Genomic DNA, 14,680 nt, shown 5'->3' on the forward strand with positions numbered 1-14,680 from the left:
TTATGCTGTAAGCACGAAGTTTTTGGAGTGATTATTTAATGCAAAGTGTTGCAGAGCTTTGGCGACTCTTGTTTTTTCGCTGTAATCGGAGAAAGAGTTGTACTTGAGAATTGGGTTTATTCTGGCTTTTGAAACTCAATCATAATGTGCTCTAAATTTATTTTTTGTTTGACTAAGGAAAGTCCATATCTTTCTTTTAATTGCTTTTTTATACTTTCAAAATCTTTCGTTTCAAGGGTAATGTTATAATTGTCTTTGCTACCTGTTTTATCCAAAATCATTTTATTGCTTTTTGGAATTAAAGCATGGATAAGCGCATTAATTTTGGATTTTTTGATGATGATTCCCTCTGGATTTATAATAATCATGTTTCCATAAGCGTTATTGTTTGATTTATATTTCAATAATAATGCTGGATTTACAACTTCTAGATTCCATACTTCAGTTGCTTTAGTACTTTTTTTGATTTTAAAATCATAGCTTTTAGCCAATTGATTCAAGGCAATACTTTTGGTTTGAGAACTGTTTTTCGATTTGTTTTTGAAGTTTAAGTGTAGAGTTTGGTCCAACATTTCTTTATCATTGGTTTTCAGCAATATATCATTTGTATTCAATAAATAGGTTAAGGTAGTTTTCAGACTTACATTTTTGTAAACAATGCTGTCAGGATAATTTTTTTGAATGCTTGGAATAGATATATCGTTAGTTTCTTCTATTTTTATCGAATAAAAACTGTTTTCAACGTTTAATTCTTCCGTATCGTTTAACATGAAAAATAAAGGAATACCGATAAAGAAAGCATTGTGAAATGAATGGAGCAATAGTCCTGAAACAAATCCATTGCGAACTCTTACATAGCCGATAATGAGTCCTAATATTATTTGCGGTGCCACTAATATTGGTGATAAAAGTAAAATTGTATACGAAAATTCAAAATTACTGATGTGGATTAACCCGAATATTACAGCAGAAAAATAGAATATGTACTTGTATCTTTTTTTCCAAAAAGAAATCAGAAACGTTTCTGCTTTTTGTTCATTCCTAACGCCCGTGAGGGAAACTATTGAAATTAAAAAATGCAACGCATAATTATTTTTATAGCGCAAATATAGCCTAAAAATTAATTCTTCAATTAAAGGACCAATTACAACTGTTAATAGTAGTAGCAATACAACTGGAGACGATTTGATCATGTCCAGAATTTTGTGGTTATCTGCATCAACAAGTCCCAATGTTTCCAAACCACTTATCAGAAGTATCAGTACTACCATAAGAGGAATTTCAATAATTAACAAAGAAATAAGTGTCTTAAATTTTTTAGCAGCTGATAATTCGGGACCCGCTTCGTCTACAGGATTTTTTAGAAAAGAGATTAAATCAGTAAAGGTTTCTTTTATGTTGTCCAGCATAATATTGTTGCTCATATTTAATTTTAGTATTTTAGTTTTTCGTAAAAAATATTTTAATTATTGCGCAATTGGTTTGCATTGTTGAGTAGGTTTTGAGCTTTATGCATTTATAATCTTTCGTAACAAACTACGTGGAGTTGATAAAGAAAAAAACAATTGTTTTGTGATAGACTAAATCTTACTGATGAATCAGTTTATACACATTTTTGTAGATTTAGATCCAGTTACGACATTAAATTTACAGATTTTCAAAGCCATACTATCCATATTAAAATAATCTTCAAACTCAAAAAAATAAGAAGCTACTTGAGTTCGAATTCCCTCATATAAAAAATAGATTTTCTTTCTTTTATTAGATTGACACCTTTCAATAAGATTCGGAATTCTATCTGCTCCAAGCACTCAAAAAAGCTTCTTCTTTAAAAAGAAAATCATTGGCATCTGCTTAAATAAGCATAACTTTTTTGACTGCCGGAATATTCATCTCTAAAAGCTACAGCTTTGGAAATAGCTGCACAGGAACTTTTCCCCAAAAAATATTTTCAACTAATTGAGTTGCTGTTTACGACTCGGTTACTGTAATAACTTGTGCGGTTGCATTAAATGAAATGCAAAAAATGAAAAGACAAAATAGTATTGTTTTCACACCGCTCGTAGAGAGATAAAAATACTACAAATCTCTATTTTTTAACAATCGGTAGGAAAGGAAAATAAAAATCACGGTCCAGCACAAAACAATACCAACGGAGGAATAATGTACATCATAATCTTTAATGTTGTCCAAACCAATTTGTGTTCCCAAGTTTTTTACCACAGACAATCGAGAAAACGGTTCAACTATTAAATTGGACATGGATTCTAAAGGAAAAAACTGCATAATTGAAGCCGCAGTTTTGCTATTTGGGAATATTTTGAAAGTCAAAATTCCTTTGATAATTCCTTCAATAATATTCCAAACCAAAAGAAATCCCAACGCAAATGCGGAACGTTTCACTAGTATTCCTAAAAATAAACAGAAGGAGAAAAAACCAACTAACTTCAGGAAATAAGCCAACAGGTATTCTAAATTTGAAAAAACAATGCTGAATTCAGTGTAGGAAGAAAAACTTAATCCTAACAGGAGTGACATTATAAAGATAAAAAGGGTAGATACTGTTGCAAATAAAATGACGGTTAGAAATTTAGACTGAATAAATTCTCTTTTACTCATTCCGTCAATTAAATTTTGTTTTAAAGTTCCATAACTATATTCGTTTGCCATCATTGACACGATTACGATAGCCAAAAATAATTTTAATATCGCTGCGATATAAGTGTTAAAATGCCAAATAAAAGGGAAGTTAAATATTCCCATCTCCGCTAAATGAAACTTAAAAATGCCCAAGTCAAATTTTATTGAGGCTATTAATGCAATGAAGGTTAAGAGAATAAAATAAGTTAAAGTCAAAATCCGACTTGCTTTGTTTTTCCAGATTTTTTGAAGTTCTATAGAAAGGAGTCTTTTCATTTTTAGATTGATATTTATGATTTTAAGGTTGTGAGTGAACAAGACGGTGTTATTTATTTTTCGTCAATTCTAAAAATTGTTCTTCCAAACTGTTTTTTCGTTTAACCAAATGATTTAATAATATGTTTTTTTCAAAAAGAAAACGATTCAATTCTTTTGCCTCTAAATTATCTTTCAAATACACTAAAACTTTTCCATCCTCGTTCGCAACATTTTTAACTGCCGGATGCATTTTAACAACTTCAATTAAATTCGTATTGTCATCAGCCTGTAATTCAAAGAATCCCTCATTTGCTGACATACCATCAACTAATCCCGTGTATAGAATCTCTCCTTTTCTTAAAACTAAAACATGCGTACACACTTTTTCTACCTCGTCCAATAAATGAGAAGCAAGTAGAATAGTTGTTCCTTGAGCTGCAATTTGTTTGATAATATCTCTAATTTGATGAATTCCCTGAGGATCTAAACCATTTGTGGGCTCATCAAGGATCAAAATTTCAGGATCGTTTAGCAAGGCAGATGCTATGGCTAATCGCTGTTTCATTCCTAAAGAAAAAGTACTGAATTTGCTGTGTTGTCGATCTGTTAAGCCCACTAACTCTAACTTTTCGGTGACTTTAGTGTACCTAATTCCTTTAATTTTACAGACCAATTCTAAGTTTTCCTTAGCCGTCATGTACGGATAGAAATTAGGTCTTTCGATGATTGCTCCCACTTTTTTTAGTGCTTCATGAGTTTTCATTGCACCATCAAACCAGCTGTATTCTCCGGAAGTTTTATTGACAACATTCAGTACAATCCCCAAAGTAGTTGATTTTCCGCTACCGTTAGGACCAAGAATTCCGTACACATTGCCTTTATGGATGTCGAAAGAAACATTTTTTAGCGCTTGAAGAGCGCCATATCGTTTGTTGAGATTTTTAATAGAAAGTATCGTTTCCAATGAGTTCATCTTTTACCTTTTTATATAGGACGATCAAGGAAGCATTTTGTTACTAATTAATCAGACTTAGTTTAAATCACCAATTAATTTGCATAAAACATCTAATTTTTGGGTAGTTATAGGTTTCATAATATAATCTTTAACCACTTTGTATTTCTTTGCCATTTCAATATCGGCAGGGTCAATGGAGGAAGTCATTATGAAAATATGAATATTTTTCTCTATCATTAATGAAATAAATTCATCTAAAAACTGCCATCCATCCATCACAGGCATATTGAGATCCAGTAAAATTGCATCCGGCAGAATTCCATTATTTCCCACATTTTGTTTTAATTTAGAAATGGCATCCTGAGCTTCGTAGAACGATTCTATTTCTTCACAAAAATCATTTTTAGAAATGAGGATACTCATTAGTTTCACGGTTAATTTGTCATCATCTATGATGTATGTTAATTTATTTTTCATTTAAATAAATTTTAAAATTAGAACCTTGACCCACTTCACTCTCGACTTCAATTTTGCCGTCCATAGCTTCCAGTTGGTTTTTAGTTATAAATAATCCAATACCTTTCGCATCTTCGTTACCGTGGAAAGTTTTATACATTCCAAAGAGTTTATGACCATTTTTTTCTAAATTCAATCCTAGCCCATTGTCTTTGAAATGTATTACAGTACAATCCTCAATAATTTCAAATCCTATTGTAAGAGTTGCAGTTCGCTCGGGTGACTTGTATTTTATAGCATTTGTAAACAAATTTATTAAAATACTGTCCAAATAAGCGGGAATTGCAGTAACTGTTAAATCTTCCGGAATAGTATCAGTGATGATTATTTTGCTCTCTTTTATGGCCAAGCTTAATGCCATTTTTGTTTTTTCGATTTCGTGTTTTAAGCGAATCCCTTTTTTTTCAATATTTGTATTTTGCTGAATGCAAATAATCTCATTCAGATATTCTATTGATTCAGACAGTTTATCCGTTCCTTCTTTGAACAAATCAAAATAAGAAAGTTTATCCTCAATGTTGTCAGTATTTTCTATGACATCTACAATCATAGAGAGGTTACTGGTATGTGACCGAATATTATGGGAAACGATATGTGTAAAGTTAAATAATTTATTGTTTTGACAACTGGTAATTTCTAACAATCTTTTAAGTTCTAATTCTTTTTCAATTCTTAAAGTCACATTTCGGCCTACGCCTACAAAGTTTATGAAATTATTATCACTGTCGAATACTATCGTAATATTCAACTCAAACCAATATTTTTCTTTATTTTTGTTATAATTGAGTATCGTGATTTTTATGCTTTCTTTATTCTTGATTGCTTTTTGCATTAGCAAGGTGGTCTTAAAGTCAGTTTCAGGCCCTACAGACAAATAACCGGGTTTTTGGCCTATTACTTCTTCCATATTCAAACCTGTAAGATCTAAATAAGCCTGATTTGCCCATACTGCCACTCCTTTTTCATCAGCAATTACAATCGTATCTGTAGTTTCTGAAGCAGCAAGGGAAAGTAAATTTAATTTTTTTTCAACATTCTTTCTTTCGCTGATGTCTCTAATATAAAAAACGGAGTAGGTGATATTTTTAACTTGAAATTTCTTTCCTGAGGCTATTTCTACTGGAATAGATTCTCCCGATTTTCTTTTTATATATGTTTCGTCTACGGTATATTCATTCCTGTTTAAATTATATTTTAGAAAAAAACGTACTTCTTTTTTAAATTCTTCCGGGAAAAGTTTAGAATTGTGTAAGCCCTTTAATTCAAAAAGATCATATCCGGTAAGCTCTATAGATCTGGGATTGCAATCCGTTATGACTCCTGTAGAAATATCAATGATAAAAATAGCGTCATTGGCACTGGAAAAAATAGACGAAAATTTTTCTACATTTAATTGAAGTTCATTAATTAAATTTTGCTCATTTGTAATATCCTGAAAAGTGCCCAATAAATTTACAGGTTTTCCATCAATGATTTCTACCTGGCAAATACATTCGATATATCTGATATTATTTTTAGCTGTGGTAATTTGAAATTTATCTTCAAAAGAAATTCCGTCATGAATAGCACTTTCGATAAGACTTTTAATTCTATCTCTATTTTCACCTTCCGTGTAAAAATTTATTCCGCTACCGGTAACAGGTTCAAAATCATCAGAAACTTCAAGAATACATTTTGTAACTGCATCCCAAAAAATATGATTAGTCAGTAAATTCATTTTCCAAATACCAATTTTAGCTGATTGTGCAGCTTTGAAATAGAGGTCAAGTTTATCTGTCATTTGTAGATTTTAAATGTTTAAAGATAGTGCGGCTTTCAAATATAAAGTTTGTATATCGGAGTCCATTTTTTTAACAAAAATATAGATATTTTCTGGATAGTGTCATAATTATTTATGGGAACTTTCTTAAAATTAAGTGTTTGTGTTTTTTATTGATTTTATTGTTGTTAAACAAAGATTAAAAAGATTAAATCTTATCCATTAATTAAATATTAAGAAACTCGATGGGAAGGATTTTCCGTTTTTCAATAGTAAGTTTTCTATTTCATTTAACATTTATAGAGAAAAATAAATTACTGAGTTTAATTCTGTTTAAATCAGCTCATATACTTTGTTATGCATAAATTTTAAATATTTTCCTCTAAGAATTGTTACGGTATATGGAACTATAAATTTCTAAACTATTGCCATACAACAGCTTAATTTATTGTAATTTTGAATTAAATTTTGCCAAATGAGTGAACCAATAATGCTTTTCAAAAAACCATCTTATCCTATAAATGATTCCCTTTTGGAGTACTTAGAACGATTTGATAGGTTATCTAAAGTTTCCATTTTTTACGATGATTTATTACGCTTTGCAGGCTCTGTAACGGTATATGATAAAAACGATCTGGATACCTTGTGGATTAGAGTTTATTATAATGAGTACGAAAGGGAAGAAATTGATTTAAATCTAAAAAAAATCTACTCGCTGTTGCACTCTGATGGTAATTTGGGAATTATTAAGTTCCTAAATGTAGATTCTATTGATTATTGCACTTTTGGAAATTCTAAGCCTTTCCGAATAAAAGTCAGAAATATTCTCAATGACAATTACACCCATTTTTACATTAAGAAAGCGGATGCTTCCCGCGTTTATGGGTTAGAGCTGGAACACATACTTTCGCCCGATAAAATAAATTTTTTAGTGTACCAAGACACTTTGATAGAAGAACATATCATGGGAATTCCGGGCGATGTATTCATAAAAACCTTGCTTGCGGATTGTACTGAAACGGAAAAATCGCAAATAGCAAAAGAATTCGTAAAGTTCAATGAGCGCTGTATGATCCGATTATTGGGCGACATGCGTTCCTATAATTATGTGATCGTTACCACACATGATTTTGATCATGTCGTTTATAAAATACGCGCCATCGATTTTGACCAACAATGTTACGAGGGGAATTTTAAAGTATATCGTCCGCAGTTTTTTAAAGAAAATTATCCGATGGTTAAGTTGGTCAAAGATAAACTTCAAAACAGTTCTATCGAACAATACAAAGATGAGGAACGATCAGTGCTGGCCAAAAGAATTCTTTCCGCTGAAAACAGAATCAACAGATTACTGGAAATTATGGGTGAAGATGAACTTGCGCCAGAATCTCATTTGAAACAATTACAGATGGAACTCTACCGTTATACGAATGATTTGAATTTTAAAAAGGCAAAATCAATGGGAAATATCATGAGTGCAGCCTTTGAATTCATTACCCGAAATTTCAAAAGTAATAACTTATTCAAAAGAAAAATTTAAAAGACCTTACATTTGAATGATATCTCTTTAGACATAAATTATAATATTTATTACATGAAAAAATATTCTTCCTTTTTAGTTGTTTTTATACTTTTTGCTTGTCAGCAAGAATCGGATTCTTTAACAACACTTTATGCGCTGCCCAATAAACTAAAAGAAGTTTCCGGAATAGTGTATACTCCAAATACCAATTTACTTTGGACTTTGGAAGACCGTGGGAATACAAATGCAATTTATGGGATTGATTCGAATGGCAAAATCGAGAAAACGATTACCATTGAAAACACGGATAATATCGATTGGGAAGACATTACAAAAGACGCCGAAGGAAACTTATATATTGGAGATTTTGGCAACAATGACAATGAAAGAACGAATTTGAGTATTTATAAAATCGATAAAAACGCATTAACTGCTGAAAGTACAAATCCGGTTTACAAAGTCTCATTTGCTTATCCGGAACAAAAAGATTTGCCTCCTAAAAAAACCGAAATGTTTTATGACGTGGAAGGTTTTTTTGAGTTTAAAAACAATTTTTATCTTTTTACTAAAAATCGTAGTAAAGGGTTTGACGGAACCGCATTTTTGTATAAAATTCCCAATATGCCCGGTTTTCATCAAGCCGTTTTAATGGGGAAATTCAAAACATGCGGTGAGTACAATCATTGCGCTGTTACCAGTGCAACGATAAGCCCGGATGAGACCAAAGTTGCTGTTTTAACGCATGATAAACTCTTTTTATTTGAAAACTTTCAAGAAGATGATTTTCTTAATGGAACAAAAACGGTACTGGAATTGAATCATATTTCCCAAAAAGAAGCGGTTTGCTTTACCGGTAATGAGCATTTGTTCATTGCCGATGAAAGAACCAAAAGTGTAGGAGGAAATGTGTATGGTGTCACTATAAAAATGTTAAAATCCAAATCCTAAACCAAAAGCAATTCTCGCTTCTTCACCGGCACTTTTAAAATAAGTCAGTCGTGCCGTTAGTGCATTTAATCCGTTGAGCCATAATCCTCCACCAATAGACTGATGCCATTTTTCGGAATTTTCGCCTCTTAGCCAGACTCTACCGTAATCAAAACCACCTAAGATTCCGTACGACATGGGTATGATGCTTCTTTTAATTTTGCCCAAATTCCAGCGTACATCACTACTCTGGTAAAAAGATTGATTTCCTAGAAAGCGTTCATTTCTAAAACCTCTCAAATCATAGTCACCACCTAAATTGGCACCTTGGTAAAAATCAAAATTGTTGTTCAATACCATTTTTCCTCTCAAGATAGTGGCTAAAACTAGTTTTCCGTTTGCATCAATTTTATGGTTGAAATTAAGTTTACTTTCTATTGCCGGAAAATTTCTTTTGGTATCTTCTAAATTCATTTTCCAAGTACCAGCAATAGAAAATCCCATACCCATGGTCGGGAAGGAGGGAACATCGTAATTTTCAAAACTATATTTTAAAGTTGCTCCTGCAAATTGTTGGTTTTCAAAAACAGCAGGATTTATATTTGCGGAAATGTCTACAAATCGACTCATCGTTTCTTCCACGGTAATTCTTTCAAAACTGGTTTGAAAATGAATTGCACTGCCGTACTTCCCAACTTTTTTTATGGATGGCATAACTTTCAGCATTTTGATGCGAACGCGATTGAAATCCATTCCAAAAGTATTATCATTATTTACGGTCTCATTTCCGTACCCAAAATAATTGACGGTAAAATTCGGACTCGTGAATCGACCTGCAAAATCTAAATCCCATTTGCCAAATAATTTTGGAAAATTACCGGTGTAAATGAGTTCATATCCTTTTGTGGCAAAGAAATAATTGGCTTTCACACTGTGTTTTTGAGTGTATGGATTTTGTTTGAAATCATTTACAACATAACCGCTGACAACACCTAATTTAATTCCGTCATCAGGATTAAAACCAATATTAGGCAGCGCTGAAAAGGAATTGTATTTTGGTTTTTTATAATCGTACAAATTCGTTTCATAATCATCAGATAATAAAACTTTACTTTTAGAATCTAATGTGTAAGTGTTGTTTTTTGATTTAAAATCATGGATTTTTATTTTTCTGCCATTTTCAACAATATAGGAATCTTCGTTTTGACCTCCAATTAATCGCACTTTAATTCCTGATTTTGAAGCTCCTTTTACTTCAAAAATATCATCATCATCTAAGCCGTAAATCCATATTTTTTTTGTTTTTTTCGCGGTGAAATTTTTAATGTATTGCAATTCTTCGCCACTGCTTTTAATACGATAGACTTGGATTTTAAGCTTATTTTTTTCGTTGTTTTGAATTACAAATTTGTCTTTTTTATCCGTTCCAACAAGCAAAACAGTGTGTTGCAACACGGAATAATATACTGAAGCAGAACGATGTAATTCATTTCGTCTTAGTTTCAGTTTGCGTTTGATATCTTTGATTGTCTCGTCCTGAACTTCTTTTGGCAAATTAGTAAACGCACCATCAATATCTGCATCCGATAAGTTTTCCTGAATATATTTTGCTTGTTTAATCCACTCGTTTTCATCGGCAATTTTTATAAAAGCGAGATCTAGGGGATAAGGTTCCCGGTTCATCAATTTGACATTTGACATTTTTTCTTTAAAAGGTTGCATGTGACGCAATTGTGCCTTTTTCATTAAAACAAACAGCAAAGCACCGTCATACTTCGGAAACGCCTGATCTCGGTCTCGCGGAATAGGTTTGTACATTACTTTTTCACCTACATTATATTCGCCCCAGCTCCATTGATCTTCATGTCTGTCCCAATCCCCTATGAGCATGTCGAACAGTCGAGCTTTAATGTAGGCACTTTCATCAATCGAATATTTTTCGTCTTTGTGAAGATTTTTTATTACATCTTCCGTGCTGATAATGGCAATTGGATTTCCAAAACTTTTCACACCAATCTGGCTGTCCGTTGGTCGTTCTTCAACAAGGTACAATTCATCTCCAAAATTTGCATTGAAATTTTTTAGCGCTCTGTGTTTTGGAATATAATACAGTGTTGGGTTGGTATGTGCTACGCCAATTTTTGCTGCTAAATTCCCAACAGCAAACGGAGTGTATGGGTGTGCAGTGGTGTAAAAATCAGATAAAAGATCTTCAGCATAAGTATCTTCAAATTCGTCTTGAATAAACTGATTTTTGAAAGCCACCGTTTGCAGGAAACGCGTAGTGCTTTTTTTCATGGCATGCATCACATATTCCTTCCCTTTTTTGTCAATAAGGTGTAATGAATTTGACTGATGACCGCCTCCGGAACGTTTGGGTAGCAGTCCTCCAAAAAGGGTGTCAATGGTAGTTGTTTTTGCCGCTATTGGAAGGCTGTAATATTTTCGAAAATGATTTCCAAAAAAGAATTTATAAAATACTGATTTTTGGGTTTGTTTCGTTGTGTAAATGCTGGAAGTGGTCGTTTTAGGAAATGTGGTTGGGAATACTTTGGTAATGTAATCGTCTTTTTGATCCAATACCAATTGCTCATAAATCAGTTTTTCTTTGTCATTTTCCTTGCCATAAAAAGAAACTTTTGCCGAACCATTTTCATAAACAGCTAATGTGGCATATCCATTGCGGCCATAAGAAAAATCATTAGGGTAAATTGCTTTTGCAGCCTCTGATTTAGAACCAGCACCACTGATAATTTGTTTGATATTATCTTTTTCAATGTATTGTAAATTGTGGTCATGACCTGAAACAACAATAACATTATCCTGGTTTTGCAATATAGTTTTTACTCTTTTAATAAAAATGGTGTATTGTTTGTTCTGAATGTCTTGAGGACTTGCTCCAGTTGTTTTTCGGAAAAAATTGGCTAACGAACCTAAAACCGGAAGTGGAATTTTTTGTTCTAAAGGGAAAAGTTGTTTCTCCACTGAAAATTGTCCTCCGTGAGAGCCATTGCTCATTAATGGATGATGGAGGGCTAAAACGACTATTTTTTCTTGGTTTTTAATCAAAAGATTTTCCAGCTCGACAAAAAAAGCTTCGCGAGTTTTGATGGTGCAATCATCGTTAATAGTGGGACTTTTATCCCAATCTTCCAGAAACCATTGGCTGTCAATAGTGATTAGCACCAGATTTTCATTTATTTCTAAATTATCAATACCACAGCTTTTTCTGGGAAGGAATGACTTTTTGTCGTTCAGGTATTCGGATACAAATTTAGCCTGACGTTCCAATCCTTCAATTCCGCTGTACCAATCATGATTTCCAGGAATGAAAATAGTTTGCCCTTTGAAATTTTTAGATAATTTTAGTTGGTTTGTCAGTTTACTTTCGGCAATAATTCGTTCGTTCGTAAGTTTAGTATTGGGCAATCCTTTTGGATAAATATTGTCACCCAGAAATAAAAGAGTAGCATTTTTTGAAGCCTTTTTCAATCGGTCTTCCAGAGATCCAAGCATTTGATGTGTCGTTTTTTCATTGGTATTTCCAGCATCGCCAATTAAATAAATGGTGTGTGCAATTTGCGAACTATCAGTTGCGTTTAAAACAGCTGGTTCTTTGATATTTCGTCCAAATTGAGCATGATGAGTGGCACAAGATTGCAACATTAATCCCGACAAGAATAGTATAAAACCTGCTTTATTGAAAGCAATAAAACAATTATCCGAAAATAGTTTCATAATTTAGTTGTATAAAATAGGTCCATAAATCTAGTAAAACATGCCAAAGACTTTGTTGAAAAATTGGTCAAAGATAAACTTTCTTCTTTGCATAATTATTATAATTTTAATCTCAAAAAACACCACTTGGCTTCCTTTGAAACAATACAACATCTTTATAATTTAAATAGCTTATAAATAGCAACTTACAGCTGTTGTGGTGGGTAAGTGGCATTATATGATAAATGTAATTCAAAAAAAATCTCCAACTACTTTCGTAATTGGAGATTGATATTTTTATAATTATCGCTCTACAAACTGCGACTGAACACTGATAACTAACTTTTTTCCTCTTTATTAAAATAAACTAAGTAGTAATACATTTGTTTTTCCTCGTCCCAACCTTTTTCCACATATTTTTCAGCGCTTTCAGGATTGATGAAATCCATTTTAATTTGGATGTGTGTATCTAAATTTATAACGTTTTTGATTGATTTTCTGGCATCAGAAACTGCTGCATTTGCAATAGGAAAAGAAGTTACATCTTCAATGCTGTATTTTTCGCCTTTGTCAACTTTGTAGTTTTTGAACTCAGGAATTAAGTCTGGATTGTCTAAAACTTCATTTAGGAAATTAGTTTCTTCGAATTGATCGTTTTTGGCAAAATAGTTTACCGAACGGTTCATGAACATCACTTCCTCTTTCTTGTCTTCTGCAGGAAAAACGACATCTTTCGCGAAATTCTGACAAAATTTCAAATATTTCTTTGTAATGAAGTTTTCATCTTCAAAAGCATCTACTGATAAGAAATGTTCCAGCCAATATCTGGCATCGTAGCGGTTGCTGTCAACAGTCAGGATCTTGTATCCTTCTTCTTTTTTAAAATTAAAGATGATGCAACCTTTGTCCAACTTATTCAGACTTACACCTTGCTGCAAAATCATTTCCAAGTGCGTTGCTTTTTCTTCAAATTGTAAAAAATCAGCTTGAATTTCACTTTTGAAAATTCCAATCGCGTCCACTACATTATTATCAATACTTACGTTGGTCAAATACGTAACATAAACTTCACCATTCTTAATATGAGGATGATTAGACTGCTCAAATAAGTGCGTCGTGATTTTTTTAGAAACGTCATGAATAGCACTCGGATTATCAAAAACTTCTGTTGCAAACTTGAACATGTCGTTGTAATCCAAATCAATTTCATGGGCAAATTGAAAATAATTTTCTTCTTTTTCTCTAAAAGGTTTAAAGAAAAATTCTTTCATCAAAGGCACAATCTCATCATTCAAACTAAAAGGTTGTTCCGATAGAAAAATAGCTTCATTTCTACTTTTATTACCCACTCTGTGTATGGATAAGTTCTCGATGTGTGTATTATATAAGTTGATCATGTTTTATATTTTTAAGATAAAAGAAGCAAGATGAAAGATAGCAAAGATCTTTTATCGTGGCTCTTGATTCTTTATCGTCTCGTTTTTTAATTCCAATTCTCCTCAAATCCGTAGTCCTCAAAACTGTCATCGCCTTCAAACATATCCAAATCATCTTGGTCTAAATCATCTTCAAAACCACTGTGGTAATCATCGGCATTATCGGCTTCAAAGTTTTTTTCCATCGCTTCGTCCGGCATTTCTCCATGAGAAAAAATAGTTTCAGGATATAAATTTCCAATCACCTGATCTTCGATAGCAGCAAGTTCTACAAGGAAAGTCCACATATTGATAAAATCATAAACGTATAAGATTTTAGTGTTTTCCTTATCTAAAATATCTGATAATTGATAATCGCTCATGATTTTTTGCTCGCCTGGAACATCTCCAGTATCAAAAAGTGAAATTTCCTCTTCTTGGTTCCAAGTTTCATCACAAGTATAAAAAGATGCCACTTCCATTCCGTCAAAACCAAAGGAATTGAAAATAGCATTGTGTAAATCTTCTAAAGTATCGTCTTCAAGTATTGTGATGTCTCTAAAAACATCTTCTTCCGCGTCTAGAATCACTCTAAATTTATATACCATAATCTTTGTTTTTATTGAAAGCTCAAAGGTAAAATATAATTTTAGATTTAGATTTCAGATTTTCGATTTGTTGATAAGATTTTTGCGTGTCTATAAGCAGTCAATAGGACAATAGGAAAGTTTTTTAAAAATCATAACGGGAAGAATAATATGCGTAAGCAAACTACCAAAATAGGATTTCGTTTTACATAAATAATTCATAGATCGACAATTAATATACAAACAAGAATCTTTTAGGTAATATTCAATTATATGCTTTTAAGGACAAAGAAGGAAGGATGGTATTGAAAATAAGATTCAGTAGAAATTACTCCTCGCTAAAAAAACGGAAGATTACATTCTGCGTGATATCGTATGGAATAA

General features: G+C 32.3%; 10 protein-coding genes. 2 read left to right on the plus strand and 8 right to left on the minus strand.

From position 1 onward, the window contains the following. Positions 1 to 116 precede the first annotated feature (116 nt). The 5 genes from BMZ76_RS11615 to BMZ76_RS11640 all read right to left on the minus strand — a co-directional run bounded on the left by BMZ76_RS11615 (position 117) and on the right by BMZ76_RS11640 (position 6,149). Entirely contained in the window at positions 117 to 1,424 is a 1,308-nt protein-coding gene (locus BMZ76_RS11615; RefSeq protein WP_091206550.1) for a CPBP family intramembrane glutamic endopeptidase, read from the minus strand. Positions 1,425 to 2,079: 655 nt separating this feature from the next. Further along, complete coding sequence (locus tag BMZ76_RS11625) at positions 2,080 to 2,916, minus strand: ABC transporter permease (RefSeq protein WP_091206557.1); 837 nt, start codon at positions 2,914 to 2,916, stop codon at positions 2,080 to 2,082. Positions 2,917 to 2,965: 49 nt separating this feature from the next. After that, positions 2,966 to 3,862: an ABC transporter ATP-binding protein gene (locus tag BMZ76_RS11630; RefSeq protein WP_091206656.1), complete on the minus strand. Its 897-nt coding sequence runs from the start codon at positions 3,860 to 3,862 to the stop codon at positions 2,966 to 2,968. Positions 3,863 to 3,928: 66 nt separating this feature from the next. Beyond that, entirely contained in the window at positions 3,929 to 4,330 is a 402-nt protein-coding gene (locus tag BMZ76_RS11635) for a response regulator (protein WP_091206561.1), read from the minus strand. Continuing rightward, complete coding sequence (locus BMZ76_RS11640; protein WP_091206564.1) at positions 4,320 to 6,149, minus strand: sensor histidine kinase; 1,830 nt, start codon at positions 6,147 to 6,149, stop codon at positions 4,320 to 4,322. Before BMZ76_RS11640 ends, BMZ76_RS11635 begins: the two co-directional genes overlap by 11 nt. Before the next feature lie 454 nt (positions 6,150 to 6,603). Here BMZ76_RS11640 and BMZ76_RS11645 point away from each other — a divergent pair, with 454 nt between their 5' ends. Together BMZ76_RS11645 and BMZ76_RS11650 are read left to right on the plus strand one after the other, a co-directional pair. After that, the gene (locus tag BMZ76_RS11645; protein ID WP_091206568.1) at positions 6,604 to 7,668 is read left to right on the plus strand and encodes a hypothetical protein; all 1,065 of its coding nucleotides are present in this window, start codon (positions 6,604 to 6,606) and stop codon (positions 7,666 to 7,668) included. 54 nt (positions 7,669 to 7,722) lie between these two features. Continuing rightward, positions 7,723 to 8,598: an SdiA-regulated/phytase-like domain-containing protein gene (locus tag BMZ76_RS11650; RefSeq protein WP_091206571.1), complete on the plus strand. Its 876-nt coding sequence runs from the start codon at positions 7,723 to 7,725 to the stop codon at positions 8,596 to 8,598. Here the strand turns inward: BMZ76_RS11650 and BMZ76_RS11655 are convergent. The 3 genes from BMZ76_RS11655 to BMZ76_RS11665 form a co-directional block, all read right to left on the minus strand. After that, entirely contained in the window at positions 8,581 to 12,315 is a 3,735-nt protein-coding gene (locus BMZ76_RS11655; RefSeq protein WP_091206574.1) for a metallophosphoesterase, read from the minus strand. The two genes, BMZ76_RS11650 and BMZ76_RS11655, sit on opposite strands and share 18 nt — an antisense overlap. Positions 12,316 to 12,632: 317 nt before the next feature. Next, positions 12,633 to 13,691 carry a nucleoid-associated protein gene (locus tag BMZ76_RS11660; protein ID WP_091206578.1) on the minus strand — a complete coding sequence of 353 codons (1,059 nt, stop codon included), beginning with the start codon at positions 13,689 to 13,691 and terminating at the stop codon, positions 12,633 to 12,635. Positions 13,692 to 13,777: 86 nt separating this feature from the next. Continuing rightward, positions 13,778 to 14,317, minus strand: coding sequence for an IS1096 element passenger TnpR family protein (locus tag BMZ76_RS11665; protein ID WP_091206581.1), 540 nt, complete (start codon positions 14,315 to 14,317; stop codon positions 13,778 to 13,780). Between the last annotated feature and the right edge of the window lie 363 nt (positions 14,318 to 14,680).

This window comes from Flavobacterium xueshanense, assembly GCF_900112975.1.
Lineage (GTDB): Bacteria > Bacteroidota > Bacteroidia > Flavobacteriales > Flavobacteriaceae > Flavobacterium > Flavobacterium xueshanense.